The following is a 23342-nucleotide window of genomic DNA, read 5'->3' as shown; positions in this document are numbered from 1 at the left end:
TTGTTTTGTAAGTGGTAGATTGAATAAAAAATTCATATTATATAGAAGTATTAGAAATTTTTAAAAAAACAGAAAATATTTTTAAAAAGTAGTTGACAAATCTACTTGATAGTAATATACTAATATAAATACATTAAAAGCAATGATGAAAAATAGTAATCAAGTTTTATCTATAAAGAGAGCAAATGGTTGGTGGGAATTTGCAGATAAATTGATGAATCCATTTCTAAGCTATTTACGAAAAAAGTAAAGTCGTATTCCTACGTTACAGGATTTGAGTGAACAGATAGAATGTTTGTCTGTTAATTTGGGTGGCAACGCGGAAGATATCTCTCGTCCCTTATTTTTTAAATAAGGAACGAGATTTTTTAGTTTTTGACAATTTAATATTTGGCAATGATGAAAAATAGTAATCAAGTTTTATCTATAAAGAGAGCAAATGGCTGGTGGGAATTTGCAGATAAATTGATGAATCCATTTCTAAGCTATTTACGAAAAAAGTAAAGTCGTATTCCTACGTTACAGGATTTGAGTGAACAGATAGAATATTTGTCTGTTAATTTGGGTGGCAACGCGGAAGATATCTCTCGTCCCTTATTTTTTAAATAAGAGGCGATTTTTTTATACGAAAAATTAGAGGAGGAATTGAAATGAAAGTATTGGCAAATGATGGTTTAGATAAAAATGCAGTGGAAAGATTAGAAAAAGATGGTATCTATGTAGATACTACTCACTATGAGAAAGATCAATTATTTAATATAATAAAGGATTTTGATTGTCTAATAGTTAGGTCAGCTACCAAAGCAAATAAAGAATTTATAGATGCAGCTAAAGGAACTAAACTTAAACTTATTATTAGAGCAGGTGTTGGACTTGACAATATAGATGTAGAATATGCAACCAATAATGGAATAACAGTTACTAATACACCAAATTCAAGTAGCAATTCTGTTGCTGAACTTGTTCTAGGTCATATGATTTGCCTTGCTCGTTATATAACAATTTCTAATATAACTCTTCGTGAAGGAAAATGGAACAAAAAAGCTTATACTGGAGTTGAGCTAAGTGGTAAGACTTTTGGAATCATAGGATTTGGAAGAATAGGAAAAGCTTTAGCAAACAAAGCAACTGCACTTGGTATGAATGTTATATTTTATGATAAATATTATAAAAATGATGAAAAATATGAATATCTGCCATTTAATGAAGTTTTAAGAAGATCTGATTTTATTTCACTTCATGTTCCAGGCATTGACAAACCACTTATAGGAAAGAATGAATTTGAACTTATGAAGGATGGAGTATTCTTGATAAATGCTGCAAGAGGTGGAGTCATAGATGAAACTGCTTTATTAAATGCGTTAAACACTGATAAGGTTGCTGGAGCAGGTATTGATGTCTTTATGGAAGAGCCAACACCAAATGCAGAATTATGTAATCATCCTAAAGTATCAGTTACACCACATATAGGGGCTGCTACAGCTGAGGCACAAATGAGAATTGGAGAAGAAATTATAGATATAGTTATGGATTTTGATAGTAGACTAAATACTATGGTAGTTTAGAAGTTGTGAAAAACTATTATATACTGTAAAAATAGATAAAGCACTTTCAAAGATGCGATAACGATAAAATAATCATAGGGCGACATAGTAGTAATAATGAATACAAATAGGAGGAGATACAATATGCATAAGAAATTATTTATACCAGGTCCAATAGATGTTAAAGAAGATGTACTTCAAAAGCTAGCTACGCCTCAAATCGGTCATAGAACTAAAGATGCATCAAATCTACAACAAAGTATTGAAGAAAAAATGGCAAAAGTATTTTACACCAAAAATACCATACTTCTATCAACCTCTTCAGGTAGCGGGTTGATGGAAGGGGCTATAAGATCTTGTACAGCCAAAAGAGCAGCAGTCTTTTCAGTAGGTTCTTTTGGAGATAGATGGTTTAAAATGGCAAAATCAAATGGTGTTCCTGCCGATAAAATAACATCTGATCCAGGTTTTCCAACAACTGTAGAAATGGTTGATGAAGCTTTATCTACAGGCAAATATGATGTTATGACTATCACTCAAAATGAAACATCAACTGGTTTGATGAACTCACTTGCTGATATTTCAAAACTTTTAAAATCTAAATATCCAGATATATTACTATTGGTAGATTCAGTTAGCTCAATGGGAGGAACTAAGATCGAAACTGACAATTGGGGAATAGATGTAAATATTACATCTACGCAAAAATGTTTAGGACTTCCTGCTGGCTTATCTATTTGTTCCGTTTCTGATAGGGCTATTGAAGCAGCTAAAAAAGTAGAAAACAGAGGAACTTATTTTGACTTGGTAGAACTATATAATTTTGTCCATAATAAGAACCATCAATATCCTTCCACTCCTTCTCTTCCGCATATGTTTGCTTTAGATTATCAACTAGATAAAATCTTAGAAGAAGGTCTTGAAAATCGCTTTGCTCGTCACATAGAAATGGCTGAGTATGTAAGAAACTGGGCAAGGGAATATTTCGATTTATTTGTTCAAGATCCAAAATATCTTTCTAACACTCTAACAACAATAAAAAACACTAGAGGGATAAATGTATCTGATTTAAATAAAAAACTGGGAGAGAGAGGCTATATGATATCCAATGGATATGGTGATTTAAAAGAGCTAACCTTTAGAATATCTCATATGGGGGACTATACTCTTGATGATGTTAAAGGATTGTTAGAAAATATCAATGATATTTTAGGAAATTAGAAAACTTGTATCAATTTCTTTGCTGTTAGCAAAGCTCTTACTTATACAGCTAAGCTTAGATAGATTAATAAGGAGGAAAACTATGGCAATTTTAAAACCATTTAAAGCATATAGACCAACAACTGAATTAGCAGATAAGGTTGCAGCACTTCCCTATGATGTTATGAATAGCGATGAAGCTAGAAAGATGGTAGTAGATAATCCATACTCTTTTTTACATGTGGATAAAGCTGAAATAGATCTAGACCCAAATGTTGATATACACGATAGACTTGTATATGAAAAAGCTAGAGAAAATCTACAAACTATGATTCAAAATAAAATTTTGATTCAAGATAAATCGGATAAATTGTATATCTATAAGCAAGTAATGGATGGACGTTCTCAAATTGGACTAGTAGGTTGTACTGCTATTGATGATTATCTAAATGATACAATTAAAAAACATGAATATACAAGACCTGATAAAGAACAAGATAGAATAAATCACGTAGATTATACTAATGCAAATACAGGACCTATTTTCTTAACCTATAAGAAAAATGATGAAGTAAATAGGGGAATTAATAATTGGATAAATACAAATAAAAGTGAATATGATTTTACATCACAAGATGGAATCCAGCACACAGTTTGGGTTATAGATGATAATGATGTTATTGAAAAACTAACATCATTATTTCAAAACATAGACCATCTTTATATAGCAGATGGCCATCATAGATCAGCTTCAGCAGCAAAGGTTGGCTTAAAGAGAAGAGAAGAGTTCCCAAATTATGACGGAACTGAGGAATTTAACTTTTTTCTTTCAGTAATTTTCCCAGATGAAGATCTATATATAATGGATTACAATAGAGTGGTAAAAGATTTAAACGGTTTATCAACAAAAGAATTCATAGATAAGATAAAAGAAAAATTCGAAGTAAAATCTTACGAAGGCGAAGGTGGATTTAAGCCACAAGAAAAAGATACATTTGGAATGTATTTAGATGGAAATTGGTATGAACTTAAAGCAAAGAAGGGTATGTTTGATCCAGAAGATCCAGTAGAAAGATTAGATGTATCTATTCTACAAAATAATATCCTTGATCCTATTCTAGGTATAAAAAATCCCAGAACTGATACAAGAATTGATTTTGTAGGAGGTTTAAGAGGACTAGCTGAACTTGAGTCTAGAGTTTCAGATGGCATGAAAGTTGCTTTTTCTATGTATCCAACCACTATTGATGATTTAATAGCTATTGCAGATGCAGGAAAGGTAATGCCTCCTAAGTCAACTTGGTTTGAACCAAAATTAAGAAGTGGTTTATTTATCCATGAGTTATAGACTCCAATTAAATAAAAAATATGATAATTCACCCCTTTTTATGATACAATTATAGCAAGGGGTGATAATTGTGATTAGTTTTGTTCATACAGCAGATATACATTTAGGATTACAATTTAAAGGATATTTAAGTCCAGAAAAAGCTATAGAAAGACGGGCAGAACTATGGTCTACATTTCAGAGAATAGTAGAATATACTAGAGATAATAGAATAGACTTTTTATTTATCGCAGGAGATTTATTTGAAGAACAATACTTTACTTTGGGGGATATTAAAAGAGTTAGAGAAATATTAGAAACTGCTATCGATGTAAATATAGTTATAATAGCTGGAAACCATGACTTCTTAGACAATAAATCCTTATATGGAAAAGTAGAATGGTCAAAAAATGTTACTATATTTAATGGAGCTAAAATCCAGAAAAAGGTATTTGAAGATTTAAATACAGTTATCTATGGATATAGTTGGGATAAAATATCTATAAAAGAAGGTCTATCATTAGAAGGTTTTGAAATTCATGATGAAGACTATAAAAATATCCTTCTTATTCATGGAGATATTGGTAGTGAATCAAACTATCTTCCCTTGGATATAAAAGCCCTAGAAAATTTAAATATGGACTATATAGCATTAGGACATATACATAAGCCTGAAAAGATAAGAAAAAACATAGCATATTCTGGATCTCCAGAGCCATTAGATTTTGGAGAAACTGGTCCTAGAGGTTTTATGAAGGGGAATATTTCTAAAGAGAAAAAAACTGTAGATTTTGTACCATTTAGTAAAAGAGAATATAAAAGTGAAGTCATATATATAGATGAAACGATGGGGTATTTAGATATACTAGAAAAGTTTAAAGTTATAGATGAGATAGAAAGGAAAAAAGACTTTTTTAGAATAAATATAAATGGATATCGAGATAAAGATATAAATTTAAAGTTTTTACATAGAGATTTAAAGAACGACTTCTTTCACTTAGAAATAATAGATAAATCTATTCCAGACTATGATTTAGAAACTATGGAAGCGGATTATAAAGATAATATAATAGGTCAATTTATAAATACTATGAAAACAAAAGATATAAAAGAGAAAAGGGTAAAGGATGCACTTTACTATGGACTCGAAGCTCTTTTGAAGGAGAAGATAGATATATGATTATAAGAGAGCTAAATTTATTGGGTTTTGGAAGATTTGACAATAAAAAAATAGAACTAGAAGAAGGAATAAACGTAATATATGGAGAAAATGAAGCAGGTAAGACTACCATTCACAACTTTGTAAATGGTATGTTTTATGGGTTTTTAAAACCATATGTAAAAAGAACCATATATTTAGATGAACATGAAATGTATAGACCTTGGTCTGGAAAGAAGTATTCGGGGGTAATTAAATTTAAAACTGATGATGAGGAATATATAATAGAAAGAGAATTTACTAAATCAGAAGAAACAACTAAAGTCTTTTTAGAAAAAACTGGTGAAGATATAACAAATAATTTAGATACAAAGAATAAAACTAGAATAATTCAACCTGGAAACCACTTTTTTGGATTTAATGATGCAGTATATGGAAACACTATATCAGTAAAACAATCTCAAAATAGAATCCAAGAAGATCTATCTAAAGAGATAAAAGAGAAACTCATCAATTTATCTACAAGTATGGACAATGAAGTATCAATTAAAAAAGCTATAAAAGAATTAGAAACAGCACTAAAGGAAATTGGAAGCAGTAGGGCTCCTACTAGGTATTATGGTAGAAACTATATAGAACTCAAAAGATTAGAACAAGAGAAAGAAGAGATATTAAAAAATAAAGATGAATATTTAGAAGCTATAGAACTTAATATCTCTATAGATAAAAAACTTGATGAAAAGTCAAATGAAATAAAAGTATTAGAAGATAGATTAAAAAAGATCATACTACTTGAAAAAAGAAAGATATATGATGAAGTCAAAGCTATAAAAGATGATATAGCTATTTTAGATAAAAATAAAAATAAATATAAAGAATACAAAGATCTATCTTTAGATGATTATTTAAAGGGTATAAATATAGATGGACAACTTAAAAATATAAAACCAAGAACTATTGAACTAGAAGAAACTTTAATAGAGTTAGAAAAAAATATACAACAAATAAAAGAAAAAAAAGATTTAAACTTTAATATAGATAAATCTATAGAAGATGATTTTTTAAATTATGAAAGATTAGAAGAAGAAAAGGAAGGATTGACTCTTCAAATTAATAATGAAATAGAATTTATAAAAAGAGACTTAAAGGAAGATACGGTTAAGATTAAAAATAACAATATATTTTTAATCTTAGCAATTATAGTTTCAGCTATATCTATAGTTTTATCATTTATTTCTAATATAGCATTTTTATCTATTAATCTAATAACTATACCCATAATAATATTTAGTTTTTTTAGAAGTAAAAAATTAAATATTATTTTAAATAAAAGAGAGCTTGATTTAAATAGTTTAGAAAAGAGTGAAGATGAAAAAAAACAAAGGATTTCCGATATAGATGAAGATAAAAATAGGATAATAGAAAAATATAATGTAGATGATAAATTTCAATTCAAGAGATTATTTGATGAATACAAGATGTCCTTTTATGCTTACAAAGAAGAAAGTAGTTTGTTAGAAGAATATATAAATAGGAAAAAAACTACATTAGAAAGACTTGAAAAAGACAAATTAGAATATAAAGAACTTAAAGCAAAGTTAAAGTTAATCTTAAACAATAACTTTACATCTAGCTTAGATGAGCTTAAAGATGGGATAGATAAGGCTAAACTATACAAAGAACTTGATCTTAATCTTAATGTAAAAGATGAACTACTTAAAAAGGTCATAGGAGATTTATGTTTTGAAGAATTACAAGAAGAATTAAAAGACTTACAGATAAATCTTAAAGAATCAGAAAAAGAATTTTCAAGTTTACAGTTAAAAGATATATTAAAAGAAAAATATGAAAAGATAGCTCAAATAAAAATAGAAAAAAGCAGTAATGATGCTAGAATAAGTTTTTTAGATAGAAGCATTTCTAAATTGATAGAGATAGAAGAAAAGATATATATGAAAAAAGAGCTTTTAAAATCCTTAGATGAAAAGATACAATCTTTAGAACTTGCTAAAGATACAATTGAAGATCTATCTAAGAATATACAAAGAGAATTTGCTCCTATACTAAATAAAAGAGTAGGAAATATCATCGATATAGTAACAAAAGGCAAATACTCTAAGATAAGGATTGATGACAAACTAGAAATGGGCGTTATAGATAATATTACCGGGGAAATGATAGATATAAAAGATTTAAGTGGTGGAACGATAGATCAAATATATTTTGCATTAAGGTTTGGGATTATAAACTCTCTAACTGACAAAAAACCACCTTTAATATTAGATGATTGTTTTGTTCAATACGATAATAGAAGATTAGAAAACATAATTGATCTTTTAATAGAAGAGTCTAAACTTAGACAAATCATATTATTTACTTGTCATAAAAGAGAATTCGAAGTATTATATAATAGGAAAACAAAATTTAATTTAGTTCAATTAACTTAAAGTTAAACACTAACTTTAAGTAGTAAATGTTGAAATCCTGTGTTTTTATAAATTGAAGTTAAACATTAAGATAATTTGGGGTGCATATATGATTTACGGAATAGGGGATTTGCATTTCGATTATTCCAAAGAAAAGACTATGGATATATTTGGTGATAATTGGATAGAACATGAAGAAAAGATAATAGAAGTTTGGAAAGAAAAGGTTAATGAAGAGGATCTAGTTTTAATTCCGGGGGATATTTCTTGGGCTTTAAAACTTGAAGATGCTTATTTTGATCTAAAGAGAATAGATGATTTACCAGGGAAAAAGGCATTTATAAAAGGTAATCACGACTATTGGTGGCAAAGTATTAAAAAGATGAATGATTTAGAGCTTAAAAGTCTATTTTTTATACAAAACAACGCCTACCATTATAAAGATATAGGTATAGGTGGTACTAGAGGTTGGAGTTCTAGGGACTGTGATTTTTTTGATGAAAAAGATGAAAAAATATTTAAAAGAGAACTTTTAAGACTTGAGAACTCTCTATCGTGTATAGATGGGGATTGTAAATTTAAAATAGCTATGATTCACTATCCACCTTTTGATATGAATTTAAAACCTAATGAATTTGTAGAAGTTATGAAAGAGTTTAACATTGATTTATGCATATATGGTCATCTGCATTCAGAAGGACACAAATATGTAGTAGAAGGTGAGATAGATGGTATAGATTTTCAATGTATAGCAAGTGATTATTTGAAATTTGAACTTAAATCTTTATATGAGGAGTGATAATGTGAAATTAATAGTAGAAAAAGATTATGATGGAATAAGTAAAAAAGCTGCAGATATATTGGTCAGTGAGGTAAATAACAACTCAAATATAACTTTGGGTCTTGCTACAGGAAGTACACCAATAGGAACTTATAAAGAGATTGTCCAAAGATACAAAGCTAAAGAAGTAGATTTTTCAAATGTTAAAAGTTTTAATTTAGATGAATATGTAGGATTAGAAGGAACAAATCCTAATAGTTATAGATATTTTATGAATGAAAACTTATTTGATCATATAAATATAGATAAAGCAAACACATATGTGCCAGATGGGAAAGCTAAAGATTTAAATTCTTATACAAAAGAATATGATAAACTTATAGAAGAGATGGGTGGAATAGATATTCAGATTCTTGGAATCGGCACAAATGGTCATATTGCATTTAATGAACCAGCTAGGGAACTTTCTGTTGGAACTTCTGTAGTTCATCTTACAGAAAATACAATTATGGACAATGCAAGATTTTTCAAATCTTTAGAAGAAGTACCAAAAACTGCTATAACTATGGGAATAGGAAGTATATTAAAGGCTAAAAAGATACTTCTTTTAGCAAGTGGAGAAAATAAAAGAGAGATAATAAAAAAACTCTTAGAAAATGATACCCTAACTACGGACTTGCCAGCATCTTTCTTAGCTCTTCATCCAGATGTAACTATAATAGTAGATGAGGCGGCTTATAAAGGGTAGGAGGAAATGATGAAAACCTTAATTAAAAACGTTAAGATAATAACTCCTTTTGATGTTTTACATGATCATAGTTTAGTCATAGAAAAAGAAAAAATTGAAGATATTATCGAAGATAAGGCTATAAATTTAAAAGAATTTGAAACGGTTATAGATGGAGAAGGACTATTTTTGTCTCCTGGATTTGTTGATATACACAATCATGGTAATTCAGGATTTGATGTGATGGACAGTACTGAGGAGGCTCTAGATAAAATGGGAGATTACCATATTTCAAATGGAGTCACTTCTTATTTAGGGACAGTAATAACATCTTCTTATGAGAACATGACTGATGCTATAAAAAATATAGTTAATTATAAAAATAAAGACTATAAATCTCATATAATAGGAATTCATCTTGAAGGACCCTTTTTTAATAGGATAAATAAAGGTGCACAGCCTGAAGAATATATAGATACACCAAATATAAAAAAGGCTCAAACTATATTAGATGATTCAAAAGGTAATCTTAAAATGGTTTCTTTAGCACCAGAACTTGTAGGATCTATGGACCTTATAAGATTTTTTAAGAAAAATGATGTAGTAATTGCCATGGCCCATTCTAATTCAGAATACAAAGACGCAAAACTAGGAATAGAAAATGGTATAACTGTTGCTACACATCTTTATAATGGTATGAGAAACTTTACACATAGAGAACCAGGGATAATAGGGGCATCTCTTACCGATGAAAGAGTATATTGTGAGATAATTTATGATAGATTTCATCTTCATGATATAGCTGTTAAGATTGCTTTAAAGATGAAAGGATATGAAAAGATTATATTGGTTTCGGATGCTATGAGGGCAGCAGGACTTGAAGATGGAGAATATGATTTAGGTGGGCAAAAGGTATATGTAAAAGATAAACTTCCAAGACTCCAGTCTGGAAGCATTGCAGGTTCAACATTAAATTTGCAAAGAGCCGTTTATAATATGATAAACTATCTTCAAGTACCAATAAATGAAGCTGTAAAGATGGCAAGCTTAAATCCAGCTAAAGCTATAAATATGGATAAGGATTTAGGAAGTATTGAAGTAGAAAAGAAAGCAGACTTTATCCTTTTTGATAAAAATATAGATATAAGAAAAGTATTTATTGGAGGGAAACTTTCGTGGAAAAAGAATTAGAAGTTAAAGTTCTTGGAATAGATATAGATGAAATGGAAGAAAAAATAGTTAATCTAAAAGGTGAACTTATAGCTAATGAACTTCAAGTAAATACATTAATTGATTCTACTAAAAACCCAATAAAAGACAGTGTTGATGCTTATTTGAGGATAAGAGAAACAGAGGATTTATTTAATGGAAAGGTTAATGTAGTCTTAACCTTAAAGAAGAACATTAAGAATAAAGACCTAAGAGAAAATATAGAGTTAAATAGTGCAATAGAGGATAAAGAAATAGTGCTTGAAATATTAAAAAATCTAGGATTTGATAAAATAGAAGTAGGATATAAAGAAAGAAGATCCTATAAATTAAATGGTGCTCGTATTGATTTGGATAATTGGGATAAACAAACTTATCCTTTCCCGTATATGGAAATAGAAGTAAGAGATTTTAAACATTTAAATGAAATAACAAGCCTATTAGAAATACCTCAAGAAAATATTTCCAATAAGTCTATTGTAGAACTTCAAGAAGAATTAAAACTATTGTAACCCATAGCCTCCTATTAGAATAAGATATATTAATCTAATCTAATAGGAGGTTATTTTATGATAGAAAATTTATTTGGCGGATTTGGAAAAGGAAACAGTGATATACTACTCATTCTAATTATATTTTTACTTTTTAGTAGTTCTAAAGATGATTGTCATGGAGGACACGGAGGATTGTTTGGAGGAAAAGGCGGCTTATTTGGCGGAGATAATATAATTTGGATACTTCTTATATTACTTCTTTTAGGCGGTGGAGATATATTTGGATTAGGAGAAACAGAGTAAATTTAATTTGTTTCTTCATTTAGTAACAAGTTTTATATCTCATGCATAAGATATCATGAGAAATAAATGAGGAGGGATATTACATGGAAGACATGAATATGGAAGTTGTGAATGTTCCAAAAAAAGGTATATTTGGAGGTATAGGAGAAGATAGTTCATTATTATTTTTCTTCTTATTACTAGTTATATTATTTATGGGAGGCAACAAATACTAAACTAAAATTATCCTAGACAAATTTGTCTAGGATAATTTTAGTTTTTCCTCTTTTGTTGTTCTTTTATTAATTTTTCAGGTGTTACATCCCTACCTTCTTCATCTACTACTTTTACATGCATAAGAGTTTCTTTAAAAGAACCTCTAAAATTATCTAGATACTTTTTTCTAAGCTCAGCTTGTTCTATTTTTTCATCAGGACTAAGTTCGTTAAGTTTAGCTTTATTTGCTAGTTCGTTTATTCTTTTTATTAAATCTTTCAAAATATCACCTCTAGTATAATTATAGCATATTTTATTAAATTTATTTATAAAAATATTTTATCTATGATAGCCATTATCGTTTAATGTTTAGATTTTTAAAAAAGGGATATAAATATCTATAGTGGTAAAAGTTAATAAAACAATAATGGAGGTATAATATGGAGAGATTAGTAGGAAAAAGAGCACCTGATTTTAAGATGAATACATGTACAGGTGATGGTTGCAGTTTTGAAGAAGTAAAACTTAAAGATTATGATGGGAAATGGCTTGTAATGTTTTTCTATCCTTTAAACTTTACATTTGTATGACCGACTGAACTTACAGCCTACAGTGATAGGATAGATGAGTTTAAAGCTCTAAATGCAGATTTATTATCTATAAGTGTAGATAGTGAACATGCTCACAAAGCATGGATTGAATCAGGACTAGGTCCAGTAAACTATCCAATGGCTTCTGATATTACAAAGGAAGTATCAAGAGATTATGGTGTATTAATAGAAGAAGAAGGAATAGCTTTAAGAGGATTATTTATAATAGATCCATCAGGAATTGTAAGATATTCTGTAGTACACGATCTAAATGTTGGTAGAAACGTAGATGAAACACTTCGAGTATTAAAAGCCTTAGAAACTGGTGGACTCTGCCCTGTAAACTGGGAAGAAGGAGAAGACCTATTATAAATAAATGGACTCTAGGTATCTAGAGTCCATTTATTTTTTGATCATCAACCCATTTTATTATATTATCAGCCGTAATATTTGGATCTATATTTTCAAATGTTTTCATATATTCTCTCTTGTGTTTTTCATATAGAGGATCATAGTAGTTAATAAATAATTCTTTTATGACGGGAGCATAATTTTTTTCTTTTATTAGATCAATGTAGTTCTCGATTTTTTCATTGCCTAAACGATTTCGCATATGATTTAGAACTTCTATAAGTTCACTATCAGTACCATTTACATAATCCTTTAAAATAACTTCAACTCTTTTTTCCATAGGAGAAATAATCTTTAAACTTATTCCTTTATTCATCTTATCGAAGATAAACTCTGGTATTAACGATTTTCCAATTCTCTTACTTTCGCCTTCTACAAAAACTAGATTAGAATTTCTGTTTTTTAACTCTTCATATACTAAACTCTCAAACATCTTTTGACTATTTGGCTCTCCTAGCCCTACACTTCCAAGAATAGAACCACGATGATTTGCACATTTCTCTAAATCCAATACATTCATACCTTTTTTTCTTAACTTATCTAATATATGGGTTTTACCAGTTCCAGTATTTCCGTACAATACTATTAATTGTAAATCTTTTGAAATTATTTGTAAATCTTCCCTTATGAAAGTTCTATATCCTTTATACCCTCCATGAAGTTTTATTACACTCATATTTAAAGCCTGGAAAAAAGGAGCCAGAGAGCTACTTCTAAAGCCACCTCTAGAACAAAACATATAGATATGATTGTGTCCTTTATTTAAATTGGATACTTCTTCATAGATATATGGAAGTTTTTTAGAGGCTATAAATATACCTGTCTTTTTAGCTTCTTCTATACTATTGTTTTTATAGAGAGTTCCTATAAGTTCTCTTTCTTTATTATCAAATATAGGTATATTTATAGCACCTGGTATAGTTTCTTCACTAAATTCTTTGGGACTTCTTACATCTATAAATAGATCGTTTGAACCATTTTTTTCTATATCTTTATAATCAATTTCATACATAAATATAATTACCTTCTTCTATAGTTTTTTAATTGATGCTTACGATTTCAATACTTTTTTCTTTTTAGACTAGAGTAGAAAAAAGTTTAGTTCCTGGATAAGTAAGGGCTTTGTATCCTACAATCATCTTATACAAGTTTTTATATAATTTTAGTTTTCTCATTAATAACTTATTATATCATAATAAGTAAAAAAATTAAAATCAAGTAGGAATAAAAATATGAATGATATATAATATGATATATTAACTTTATTAAATTAGTAGAGAAGAGCTCAAAGTCTTAATAGCTACAAAGAAGATTGATTATATAATAGAAGAGTGATTAAGCATTAAGCTATTATATAATCAAGGTTTAGACAAATGAAATAAAGGATATAAGTATATAGATAATACTATTAAAGGAGATGGAAATATTGAAAACTAAAATGCTACACACCTGTATAAGGGTAATGGATTTAGAAAAATCCTTAAAATTTTATAAAGATGCACTAGGTCTAATAGAAACAAGAAGAAAAGATATTCCAGAAGATAAATTTACATTGGTGTTTTTAAGTGACGAAGAAGGAGCATATGAATTAGAACTAACATATAATTACAATCCACAAAAACCTTATGAAATAGGAAATGGTTTCAGTCATATAGCAGTTTCTGTAGATGACTTAGAAGCTTCTCGAGAAAGACATAAAGAAATGGGATATAAAGTGACAGATTTGATGGGTTTAAGAGGAGAGAGACCAAGGTTTTATTTTGTAACAGATCCTGATGGATATGATGTTGAGGTAATAAGAGCAGAAAAATAGTAAAAGAAGGAAAAACAGAGTCGTATATACCACCACAAGACATTATATAGTAGGTGTTGACGACTCTGTCAATCGTTTAATGAAGATTGATATTCCCAAAAATGTTTTCATATTTTTATTTCTTATAATACTAATCAATCAATAGATGAATGGAATAATTATAAGGAAACAAAAAGAAAAGTGCATTTATTAATGTAGCATTTACAGGTATTGAACCTAAAATTAAGATATATATTTATAGAAAGGATAAAAAGGAAGAAGAAGCTTTAAGAAAAATAGAATTAATAGAAAAATATGTAGTAGATAAATTGATGAGTGTAGAGTAAAAAAATAAGTGATGCAGATAAGATGCATCACTTATTTTTTATGACCATAAAAACCAAATCATAATATACCCTACTGTTACTGCTACTAAAGTAAAGGGTATACCTATTTTCATAAACTCAGATGCCTTAACCTCATATCCATCCTTACGCAATATGCCAAGGGCAGTTATATTTGCTGAGGCTCCTATAGGAGTAAGATTTCCTCCTAAAGTTGCACCTGAAAGTAATCCAAAATATAAGATATAAGGTTCTATATTTAAAATACTAGATATACTAGAAACCACAGGCAGCATAGTTGCAACATAAGGTATATTATCAATAAAAGCTGAAAATAAAACTGATGCCCAAACTATAAGGGTATAAATAACAAAAATGTTATCCTTACTAAATCTAACAAATAATTTACTTATATCATCTACTACCCCAGCCTCTGTTAGTCCCCCCACTACTATAAATAAACCAGCAAGTAATAAAATAGTAAAATAGTCTATTTCTTTTAATGCTTTAGATATAACACTAAAATCCTTTGTTTCAAAATATTTTTTTATCATACCAATCACAAATAGTGTTACACATATAATTCCATTAATTGTTCTTGGAGTATTGGGTATAAATGAAGCTATGATTAAAAGAAGAACCATTCCAACTAAAAGTATTGTAGGAAAAAAATCTTTAACAACTGTTTTATCTATAGAACTTACAGGATGTTTGTATTTTCTCAATAAATATAATAATACTAAAGTTGAAGCAAGCGCTCCAGCCTGAACAACCCAAAAAATACCAGGGCTACCTCTAAAGAAGAAAAAATCTAGAAAATTTAGATTTGCATATCCACCCAAAAGTATAGAAGTTGTATCTCCTACTAAGGTAGCTGCACCTTGAAGATTTGATGAAACTGAAATAGCAATTACACTTGCAACTGGCGAAATTTTTAGTTTTTTAGAAATATCTAATGCTACAGGTGCAACCATTAGAACAGTTGCTACATTATCAACAAAAGCAGATATAATGCCTGCAAATAGGGATAAGGAAATAATGGCCCATTTTACATTAGGTGTCTTTTCAAGTATAAGATCAGCTAATAAGGCTGGCATTTTTGATTCAATAAATAAAGACACTATACCCATAGTACCTGCAATCATTAAAATTACATTCCAATCAATAGTAGTAAAAGCCTTTTCCACTGGCAAAATGCCTAGTGTTACAAAAGATAAAGCTGAACCAAGCGCTATATAGGCCCTAACTTTAGGGAAAATTAATAGTAATACATAAGTTAAAATAAAGATTATTATTGCAATATTTTTCATTATATCCTCCTGTTTTATATAATCCTTTATATATCTTACCTTTACTTATTATGTAAGTAAAGGTAAATTTCCATTCATATAGAAAATAATAGATTGTGAACTTCATACATAAAAGAATATGGTATAATAAATAAAAGATAATAGAAGCCAAAGAGAAGCAGAAGCAAATAAGGTATTTCCATTTATAAAAAAGATAAATGAAAACTCAAAAATGGGTGTTTGGGGGTGGAGGGGTAATCGTGAAAAAGATCATTATTCTTGTTTTAACCTTAATACTATCACTATGGATAGAGCTAAATATTATTGATTGGATAAATCTTAATACTTAAAAATACAATTATTAGTATACTATGGATTTTTTAAAACAAAGAAAGTTACTAAAATCTAAATAAACTCTACTGATATTTCCAATACATGAAGCAGGTTACATGTATTGAAATTCAATAAAAATATATTGAATTTCAATAATAATATATTGAAATTCAATATATTATGTGTTATACTATACCCAGATAAATACTTGGGAGGGATTAGATTGAAAGTTAATATGGCGTCGAATATTTTAAAAATATTATTAATTGTATTTGCAATAGGTGTAATATTCCTGGGAACATATATACTGCCTATAATGGCAGAAGATATGTTATATGTATATCCTGAGCTTGAATATGCTAAACTGCCTATTCTTGTAACTTGTGAATTATTGTTAATTTTATTATTAATAGGAACAGGAGTTATAATGTATCTACTTAGGATGTTTGACCATGGTTTTACATTCACTTTAAGATTTACTAGAGGATTAGAGATATTAGTTGGAATGTGTATATTAGCATCCATAGGAATCATAATTTTAATACAGTATATGACAACTTTTGGAGGACCGGGGCCATTATTATCGTTAATAATGATAGGCATAACATTTGTAATATGGATAGTAGCAATGGTAATTATGCTGATTCGAGCTATAGTGAAAAAGGCAATTATTTATAAAGATGATTATGATTTGACAGTGTAGGTGATAGATGATGATAATAGTAAATTTAGATGTCATGTTAGCAAAGAGAAAAATGAGTGTCACTGAACTAAGTGAAAGAGTAGGAATCACTATGGCTAATATATCCATATTAAAAAATAATAAAGCAAAAGCGATAAGATTTAATACACTAGATGCAATATGTAAGGTGCTTGAATGTCAGCCTGGAGATATTTTAGAATATAGGGGAGAAGATGAGTAATTTAATTTTCTATAGAATTTTTAAATTTATCATATATTGAAGAAACCGCTATAATTGTGTATTATATGGAGAGGAATATTGTATTTAGATTTTAAGTAGTAAGAAAATACATTGAGAATCAGGGAGCAAAATAATGCTTAAAGCCTATAAATATAGGATATATCCTACAAATGAACAAAGATTATATTTAGCTAAAAATTTTGGAGGTGTTTTAAGTTTTAAATATTCTTTAGGATACAACAATAAAGAGATTTCAGACATACTTAAAATTACTAAAGTTGATGTTCGTAAAAGAATATCTAGAGGAAAGGAGAAAATTGAAAAGATGTTATCAGAAGATGGGGGATTTGAAAGTTTGGATAGATTAATAAATTCTAAAAAACATACTACTTTCTGTATACATTTAGGAGGGGTTATATGACAAAGATGAGGCGTATTGTTGCAGGTATAGCTTGGTTTGTATATTTATCACTTTTTTTAATGAAGATTGATATTCCAAAAAATGTTTTCATATCTCTACTTCTTATAATACTTATCAATCAAGCAATAGATGAATGGAATAATTATAAGGAAACAAAAAGAAAAGTACATTTATTAATTCCAGTTACTGCATTATTATTTTGTGTTTATGGGGTTTTAATTTTAATTTATAAAACTTTAAATAAATAACTTAGTATAGATTATTTATAATAAAAGTATGGTTAGAAAATGGAGATATCAATAACAGCTTTTCCAGAAGGAATGTCTATAGTAATTACAATAATTTTATATGCAAAGGAAGGCGAAACAATGAAAAAATATATAAATATAAAAAAGCTATACTTATTTACATTTATATCTTTCATGGCTACATTTTTATTTCTCTATATTTTTACAGGAACAGCCGAACAATTTTATACAGGATGGGATGGATATGGAGATAAAAATATAGAAAGTATATTTATAGATGTTATATTTATACTTTTACTTTTAGTTAATTTTACAGGCATTGTATTATCTGTTATTTATACCTTTAAGATATTTTTTAATAAACTAGTTAAGAAAAGCAAATAAATAGTTTGTGAATAAATACAATTATAAATTATCTATAATAAAATATTTTAATTAAGTTGTCACAAAGCAGTCTTTAGATTCGTTAATATGGTATAAGATAAAATATTTATTAGAAAACTAAACAACTCGAGTTTAATAAACCCGAAAATAATTTACTATAGGAGTGGAGCGGTAATCGTGAAAAAGATCATTATTCTTGTTTTAACCTTAATACTATCTACAGGTTGTGTGAACAAAGGAAATTTAATTTCCAATAATCAAAATACTGACAAGAAACTACCTACATCAGAAGATATGAAAGATAGTTATAAGGTAAATGAAGAAGGAATGACTATAGAGGAGAGATATCCTACTCCAGAAGGATATGATAGAGTAGATACTAAAGAAAAGAGTTTTGGAGATTTTTTAAGAAAGCAAAAGCTGAAGCCTTACGGAGAAAAAGTTCTCTTTTACGATGGAAGAGAAAAGACTAAAACAGATGTATACGATAGCGTATTTGATGTGGAGATAGGGGAACGTGATTTGCATCAATGTGCTGATGCGGTTATGCTCCTTCGAGCAGAATATCTCTATCAAAATGAAATGTATGATGATATAAGCTTTAGATTTGTATCAGGATTTAAAGCAGAGTATAAAAAGTGGATTGAAGGGTACAGAATAAAGATAGATGGAAACGCTGTAAGCTATTACAAAGCTACAGAGCCAGTAAACACTTATGAATCCTTTAGAAAATATATGGAATTAGTTATGGCTTATGCTAGTACTTTATCATTAGAAAAAGAACTAAAAAGTATAAAGATAGAGGATATGCAGATAGGTGATGTATTTATACAAGGAGGAAGTCCAGGGCATGCTGTAATAGTTGTAGATATAGCAGTTAATGAAGCAGGTGAGAAGGTTTTTCTATTGGCTCAATCATATATGCCAGCTCAACAAACTCAAATACTTATAAACCCAGTAGATAAAGAAATTGGTCCTTGGTATTCATTAAAGGGAAAGGAAAGACTTATAACTCCAGAGTGGAAGTTTGAATTTAGTGACTTAAAAAGATTTTAACTTCTGTCTCTTTTGCATTGCAGAAATAGAAATATCTTTAGCCTGATTTAATTGAGCGAGCGTTAATGTAGAAGGATTTTCTACTGGATTTATAATATAAAATAATAAGTAAAGGATGATTATATGATAAAAGAACAGCAATTTGCTAAAAATCTAATTGAGTTTATTGACAAAAGCCCTAGTGCTTTTCATGCAGCTAAAAATGTAGAGGAAACACTTATTAAAGATGGATTTAAAAGATTAAATCTACAAGATAAGTGGAATTTAGAAAAAGAAGGAAAGTATTATACAACTAAAAATAATTCAGCAATAATAGCGTTTAAAATAGGAAAAGGTGAAATAGAAGAAGATGGATTTAAACTTATAGGGGCTCATACTGATGCACCTACTTTTAAAATCAAACCTAATCCTGAGATGGTAGTAGAAAAAAAGTATTTAAAACTAAATACAGAGATTTATGGTGGACCAATATTAAACACTTGGTTTGACAGACCCCTATCTATTGCAGGAAGAGTTAGTATAAAAACCGAAAACTTACTACAACCTAAAGAAATTTTAATAGACCTAGAAAAGCCTATAATGATAATACCAAATTTAGCAATACACATGAACAGAGAAGTAAATAAAGGTGTCGAAATAAATGCCCAAAAAGACACTCTTCCATTAATATCTAATATAAATGAAAAGTTTGAAAAAGATGGCTTTTTAATAAAATTAATTGCTAAAAACTTGGAAATAGAAGTAGAAGATATTTTAGACTTTGAACTGTTTCTATATGGGGTTGACAAAGGAATGCTTGTAGGTCTTAATGAGGAATTTATTTCTGTTGGTAAATTAGATGATTTAGGAATGGTTCATGCAGGATTAAATGGACTTATCCATAGTGAGGTGGGAAGAGCTACAAATGTTTTAGTTTGTTTTGACAATGAAGAAGTAGGAAGTGGAACAAAGCAAGGAGCAGCTAGTCCTATGCTTAGAACTGTTCTTGAAAGAATTACTCTTTCTATGGGCAAAGATAAAGAAGATTACTATAGAGCTTTAGCTAATTCATTTTTAATTTCAGCAGATCAGGCTCATGCTCTTCATCCAAATTATATTGAACAACAAGATCTTACTAGCAGACCAGTATTAAATGGAGGACCTGCTATAAAAATGGCTGCAAATCAAGCCTATACAACAGATAGTTTTTCATCATCAGTTTATAAGGGAATATGTAAGTCTATAGAAGTTCCCGTACAAAAGTTTGTAAATCGATCAGATAAAAGGGGAGGGTCTACTATAGGGCCTATTTCTTCAAGCCAACTTGATATCCCTTCAGTAGATATAGGAAATCCAATACTAGCAATGCATTCAATAAGAGAACTAGGTGGAGTCTTAGACCATTACAATGTGTATAGAACTTTTAAAGAGTTTTATAAGCTGTAAAGATAAAGTGAGGTGTTTTATGAAGATTATAAATTATTTATATAAAGAAAGAGAAGAAATTGGAATATATACCCCAAAAGGCATAATAAGATTAGAAAAGTTTAAAGATATGATAGATTTTATTAAAAATGCAAAAGAAGAAGATTTTGAGGATATAAAAAAATCTACTAATATCATAGATAAATCAAAAGTAAAGATAATCTCTCCAATTACAAGACCTATTCACGACATTATATGTGCAGGTAAAAACTATAGAGATCATATCTTAGAGATGGATGATTTTATTGATATGGAAAATTTTAAATTAAGTTATTTTAGTAAAAGAGCAAGTTATATTTTAGGAGATGGTGAAGAAATAAAGGGAAGATTTGATTTAGATGATAATATAGATTACGAATCTGAATTAGCTATTATAATAGGTAAAGAAGGTAAAAATATAAAAAGAGAAGAAGTAATAGATTATATATTTGGGTTTTCTATTTTTAACGATTTATCATCTAGAAAGATACAAATGGCACATAATCAATGGTTTCTAGGTAAGAGTATTGACAACTACTCTATAATGGGTCCATGGATAGTTACTAAAGATGAGTTCACATTTCCATTAGAAATCAATATACAGTCCAAAGTAAATGGGGAAATAAGACAAGATTCAAATACAAAACATATGATACAAGGGATAGAAGATATAATTGTTGAGCTATCGTCTCATATCACTTTAGAACCAGGGGACATTATCTCAACAGGCACACCTGCCGGTGTAGGAATGGGATTTACTCCACCTAAGTATTTGAAAGAAGGAGATACTGTGGAGTGTATAGTGGAAGGTATAGGAGTTTTGAAAAATAAGATTATATAACAATTAGAATAAATAGAGTATATTGTAATTTAAATTATGATATATTCCATTTATTTTTTGTACATTATAATTACTTAGGGGGAGTTAAAATGAAAAATCATCAATATTTAATAGGTAAAATTATTATTGCTATAGCTATTATTATTTCTGCAACTTTGTTTTCTAATGCGTTAAAAGCTGGATTTATCAGTATTGAGTATGGTCTTGGTCGAATGGGTGATTCTATTAGAGATGGTTTGATCCAACAAGGAACCTCAGAAAATTAATATTATCATCATAATTAAAACCCTGAGTTTAATTGTTTATTTTCACCCTCTTTATAAAAAATATGAACCGTTAATAATAATTCAAGCTAATATAAAAATAAGGGGAGGATTTTATGAAGATAAGAAAATCTTTAATAACTATAATTATATTCATATTTTCTGGATTGTTACTAGTATCATGCAAACAAAACAATACTTCTTCAAGTGATATAAGTTTAGATTTTTTGATTACACCACAAAAAATGGTATTCCATAGCAATGATCAACTTATAGCATTAAATAAAGCAGAAAATAAAGCAAAAGCTAATATTAAACTGATAAATGAAAAGTACAGTGACCTTTCAAAAATCTCTGAAAAAGATATTAAAATTCAAGAAGAAATCCATAATGAAATAAGGGATGTTTTGAATTCAGGGAAGACCATCGAAAATAAAAGCACTATAGAAAATATATTTAATCATCTTAGAGAGCTAAAAGGAGATTATGTTGATTCATTTGAAGACGATATTGTTGCGAAAATTTACTTAGTTGAGGACACGGAAACATCATCAGTTGTTTCTTTAGAAAATGCTTATATTAGGATGCTTATACTATTAAAAGATGGAAATATGATAATACCTAAGGGTATAATGTCTGACTCTAAAACTGAGCTTAAACCAACTGGTAAAATAGGATATATTAGGATTAAACTTCCTGATAAATTAAAAGATGAATTAGAAAAACTTGTTGAAGTTTAATTCTTTTTTTTAAAAAATATATACCTATAGATACACACATGGCAATAAATAATAAGGAGAAGTATTATATGAAAGAGAATAAGTTTTTAATAATATCTGTCTTAATCCTATCAATATCTATATTTGTGGGAAGTGTATTGATTGCAAATTCAATAAGAGATACTAATCCAAGTGATTTTGAACAATCCGTAATAACTAATAAGGGGTTAATAACAGAGGCAGAAGCAGCAGAATATTTAAACTTGACACATGATGATTTTAAGGATTTAATATCTACCCTGGAATCACAAAGAGAAAAGTTAGATAGTTACGAGACTTATAGATTTATACCCTTTATTCAAATTGATGGAATTAAGTATTTTAATAAAGAACAGTTAAATAAGTGGATAGTGGTCCTCTGTCAAGAAAAAGGACAAATTAAACATAATAAATCTATATTCTGTTAAATAATATTTTCTTCCTCATAGTCATAAGGCGACTTCATGTCACAGTGACTATGTATTCTCTTTGTATTGTAGAATGTTTCAATGTATTCAAATATTAACTCATGAGCATGACTTAGATGCTGAATTACAAATCTATTCAGCCATTCTCTTTTAATAAGTGCATGAAAAGACTCGATTACTGCATTATCCCAAGGGTTACCTTTCCTTGAGTAACTCCTTATAAAGCTTTCTGCAGGAGTAGCGTCAATATAAGCTTTTGAGATGTATTGCACGCCTCTGTCGCTGTGAATAATTATGGGGCAATCTATTTTTCTGTTTTGCTTTGACTTTTCTATTGCTCTTAAAACACTTTTAGTAGAAAGATTATCAGTTAAATGCCAACCGACTATTTTTCTTGAATATAGATCCATTATTGATGCTAAATATACAAAACCAGATAAAGTATAAATATAA

At 28.7% G+C, this 23342-nt stretch carries 28 protein-coding genes and 2 other annotated features; of the genes, 24 read left to right on the top strand and 4 right to left on the bottom strand.

Going from position 1 to position 23342, the window contains the following annotated elements:
• Positions 1-133 precede the first annotated feature (133 nt).
• Positions 134-344 (top strand) — a binding site (T-box leader).
• Between the two features lie 43 nt (positions 345-387).
• Positions 388-598, top strand: a binding site (T-box leader).
• A 52-nt stretch (positions 599-650) separates the two neighbouring features.
• From TICRE_RS05145 to TICRE_RS13735, 11 genes are all read left to right on the top strand, one after another.
• Positions 651-1565: a D-2-hydroxyacid dehydrogenase gene (locus tag TICRE_RS05145; protein WP_075725839.1), complete on the top strand. Its 915-nt coding sequence runs from the start codon at positions 651-653 to the stop codon at positions 1563-1565.
• Positions 1566-1688: 123 nt separating this feature from the next.
• On the top strand, positions 1689-2765 hold the full coding sequence (locus TICRE_RS05140) for a pyridoxal-phosphate-dependent aminotransferase family protein (RefSeq protein ID WP_075725837.1): 1077 nt from the start codon (positions 1689-1691) through the stop codon (positions 2763-2765).
• An 82-nt stretch (positions 2766-2847) separates the two neighbouring features.
• A complete protein-coding gene (locus TICRE_RS05135) occupies positions 2848-4092 on the top strand; it encodes a DUF1015 domain-containing protein (RefSeq protein WP_075725835.1) in 1245 nt (414 codons plus the stop codon).
• Between the two features lie 70 nt (positions 4093-4162).
• Positions 4163-5251, top strand: a complete 1089-nt coding sequence (locus tag TICRE_RS05130; RefSeq protein WP_084191861.1) for a metallophosphoesterase family protein — start codon at positions 4163-4165, stop codon at positions 5249-5251.
• Entirely contained in the window at positions 5248-7677 is a 2430-nt protein-coding gene (locus tag TICRE_RS05125) for an ATP-binding protein (RefSeq protein WP_075725833.1), read from the top strand. The genes TICRE_RS05130 and TICRE_RS05125 overlap by 4 nt, the downstream gene beginning before the upstream one ends.
• Positions 7678-7765: 88 nt before the next feature.
• The gene (locus TICRE_RS05120; protein ID WP_075725831.1) at positions 7766-8455 is read left to right on the top strand and encodes a metallophosphoesterase; all 690 of its coding nucleotides are present in this window, start codon (positions 7766-7768) and stop codon (positions 8453-8455) included.
• A gap of 4 nt (positions 8456-8459) precedes the next feature.
• Positions 8460-9185, top strand: coding sequence for a glucosamine-6-phosphate deaminase (gene nagB, locus TICRE_RS05115; protein WP_075725829.1), 726 nt, complete (start codon positions 8460-8462; stop codon positions 9183-9185).
• 9 nt (positions 9186-9194) lie between these two features.
• Entirely contained in the window at positions 9195-10355 is a 1161-nt protein-coding gene (gene nagA, locus TICRE_RS05110) for an N-acetylglucosamine-6-phosphate deacetylase (protein WP_075725827.1), read from the top strand.
• Positions 10340-10885 carry a class IV adenylate cyclase gene (locus tag TICRE_RS05105; protein WP_075725825.1) on the top strand — a complete coding sequence of 182 codons (546 nt, stop codon included), beginning with the start codon at positions 10340-10342 and terminating at the stop codon, positions 10883-10885. Before nagA ends, TICRE_RS05105 begins: the two co-directional genes overlap by 16 nt.
• A gap of 57 nt (positions 10886-10942) precedes the next feature.
• Complete coding sequence (locus tag TICRE_RS05100; protein ID WP_075725823.1) at positions 10943-11170, top strand: hypothetical protein; 228 nt, start codon at positions 10943-10945, stop codon at positions 11168-11170.
• An 83-nt stretch (positions 11171-11253) separates the two neighbouring features.
• Complete coding sequence (locus tag TICRE_RS13735) at positions 11254-11385, top strand: hypothetical protein (protein WP_269843975.1); 132 nt, start codon at positions 11254-11256, stop codon at positions 11383-11385.
• Positions 11386-11422: 37 nt separating this feature from the next.
• On the opposite strand, the gene TICRE_RS05095 is transcribed toward TICRE_RS13735, so the two are convergent.
• Positions 11423-11647 (bottom strand): DUF896 domain-containing protein, encoded by a 225-nt coding sequence (locus TICRE_RS05095; RefSeq protein ID WP_084191860.1) that lies wholly within the window; start codon positions 11645-11647, stop codon positions 11423-11425.
• Between the two features lie 158 nt (positions 11648-11805).
• On the opposite strand from TICRE_RS05095, the gene TICRE_RS05090 reads away from it, so the two are divergent.
• Positions 11806-12327, top strand: a complete 522-nt coding sequence (locus tag TICRE_RS05090; protein ID WP_084191859.1) for a peroxiredoxin — start codon at positions 11806-11808, stop codon at positions 12325-12327.
• Positions 12328-12346: 19 nt separating this feature from the next.
• Here TICRE_RS05090 and mnmH read toward each other — a convergent pair whose 3' ends face one another.
• Positions 12347-13378, bottom strand: a complete 1032-nt coding sequence (gene mnmH / locus TICRE_RS05085; RefSeq protein WP_075725819.1) for a tRNA 2-selenouridine(34) synthase MnmH — start codon at positions 13376-13378, stop codon at positions 12347-12349.
• Between the two features lie 414 nt (positions 13379-13792).
• Here mnmH and gloA point away from each other — a divergent pair, with 414 nt between their 5' ends.
• Entirely contained in the window at positions 13793-14179 is a 387-nt protein-coding gene (gene gloA / locus TICRE_RS05080; RefSeq protein WP_143583077.1) for a lactoylglutathione lyase, read from the top strand.
• 364 nt (positions 14180-14543) lie between these two features.
• On the opposite strand, the gene TICRE_RS05075 is transcribed toward gloA, so the two are convergent.
• The gene (locus tag TICRE_RS05075) at positions 14544-15812 is read right to left on the bottom strand and encodes an ArsB/NhaD family transporter (protein ID WP_075725814.1); all 1269 of its coding nucleotides are present in this window, start codon (positions 15810-15812) and stop codon (positions 14544-14546) included.
• Between the two features lie 535 nt (positions 15813-16347).
• Here TICRE_RS05075 and TICRE_RS05070 point away from each other — a divergent pair.
• The 11 genes from TICRE_RS05070 (at position 16348) to TICRE_RS05025 (ending at position 22889) form a co-directional block, all read left to right on the top strand.
• On the top strand, positions 16348-16827 hold the full coding sequence (locus TICRE_RS05070; protein ID WP_075725812.1) for a DUF2975 domain-containing protein: 480 nt from the start codon (positions 16348-16350) through the stop codon (positions 16825-16827).
• Between the two features lie 7 nt (positions 16828-16834).
• Positions 16835-17047 (top strand): helix-turn-helix domain-containing protein, encoded by a 213-nt coding sequence (locus tag TICRE_RS05065; protein WP_075725810.1) that lies wholly within the window; start codon positions 16835-16837, stop codon positions 17045-17047.
• A 133-nt stretch (positions 17048-17180) separates the two neighbouring features.
• Positions 17181-17468, top strand: coding sequence for a helix-turn-helix domain-containing protein (locus TICRE_RS05060; RefSeq protein WP_075725808.1), 288 nt, complete (start codon positions 17181-17183; stop codon positions 17466-17468).
• Complete coding sequence (locus TICRE_RS05055; RefSeq protein WP_075725806.1) at positions 17465-17716, top strand: hypothetical protein; 252 nt, start codon at positions 17465-17467, stop codon at positions 17714-17716. Before TICRE_RS05060 ends, TICRE_RS05055 begins: the two co-directional genes overlap by 4 nt.
• 39 nt (positions 17717-17755) lie before the next feature.
• Entirely contained in the window at positions 17756-18100 is a 345-nt protein-coding gene (locus TICRE_RS05050) for a hypothetical protein (RefSeq protein WP_233120151.1), read from the top strand.
• Positions 18101-18277: 177 nt separating this feature from the next.
• Positions 18278-19156: a DUF4846 domain-containing protein gene (locus tag TICRE_RS05045; RefSeq protein WP_075725804.1), complete on the top strand. Its 879-nt coding sequence runs from the start codon at positions 18278-18280 to the stop codon at positions 19154-19156.
• Positions 19157-19279: 123 nt separating this feature from the next.
• On the top strand, positions 19280-20581 hold the full coding sequence (locus TICRE_RS05040) for a M18 family aminopeptidase (RefSeq protein ID WP_075725802.1): 1302 nt from the start codon (positions 19280-19282) through the stop codon (positions 20579-20581).
• Positions 20582-20600: 19 nt separating this feature from the next.
• Positions 20601-21440 (top strand): fumarylacetoacetate hydrolase family protein, encoded by an 840-nt coding sequence (locus TICRE_RS05035; RefSeq protein ID WP_075725877.1) that lies wholly within the window; start codon positions 20601-20603, stop codon positions 21438-21440.
• Between the two features lie 89 nt (positions 21441-21529).
• Entirely contained in the window at positions 21530-21706 is a 177-nt protein-coding gene (locus tag TICRE_RS13175; RefSeq protein WP_158016434.1) for a hypothetical protein, read from the top strand.
• Positions 21707-21819: 113 nt separating this feature from the next.
• Positions 21820-22443, top strand: coding sequence for a hypothetical protein (locus TICRE_RS05030; protein WP_075725800.1), 624 nt, complete (start codon positions 21820-21822; stop codon positions 22441-22443).
• A 68-nt stretch (positions 22444-22511) separates the two neighbouring features.
• Complete coding sequence (locus TICRE_RS05025) at positions 22512-22889, top strand: hypothetical protein (protein WP_075725798.1); 378 nt, start codon at positions 22512-22514, stop codon at positions 22887-22889.
• On the opposite strand, the gene TICRE_RS05020 is transcribed toward TICRE_RS05025, so the two are convergent.
• Positions 22886-23342: IS3 family transposase (locus TICRE_RS05020; protein WP_143582993.1), on the bottom strand; the 457-nt coding region annotated here is incomplete at its 5' end. The genes TICRE_RS05025 and TICRE_RS05020 overlap by 4 nt on opposite strands.

The sequence above is a fragment of the Tissierella creatinophila DSM 6911 genome (genome assembly GCF_001940565.1).
In the GTDB taxonomy this organism is placed as follows: Bacteria; Bacillota; Clostridia; order Tissierellales; family Tissierellaceae; genus Tissierella_A; species Tissierella_A creatinophila.
The sequence above is the reverse complement of the archived record's forward strand: the minus strand, read 5'-3'. Positions and strand labels throughout refer to the sequence as shown.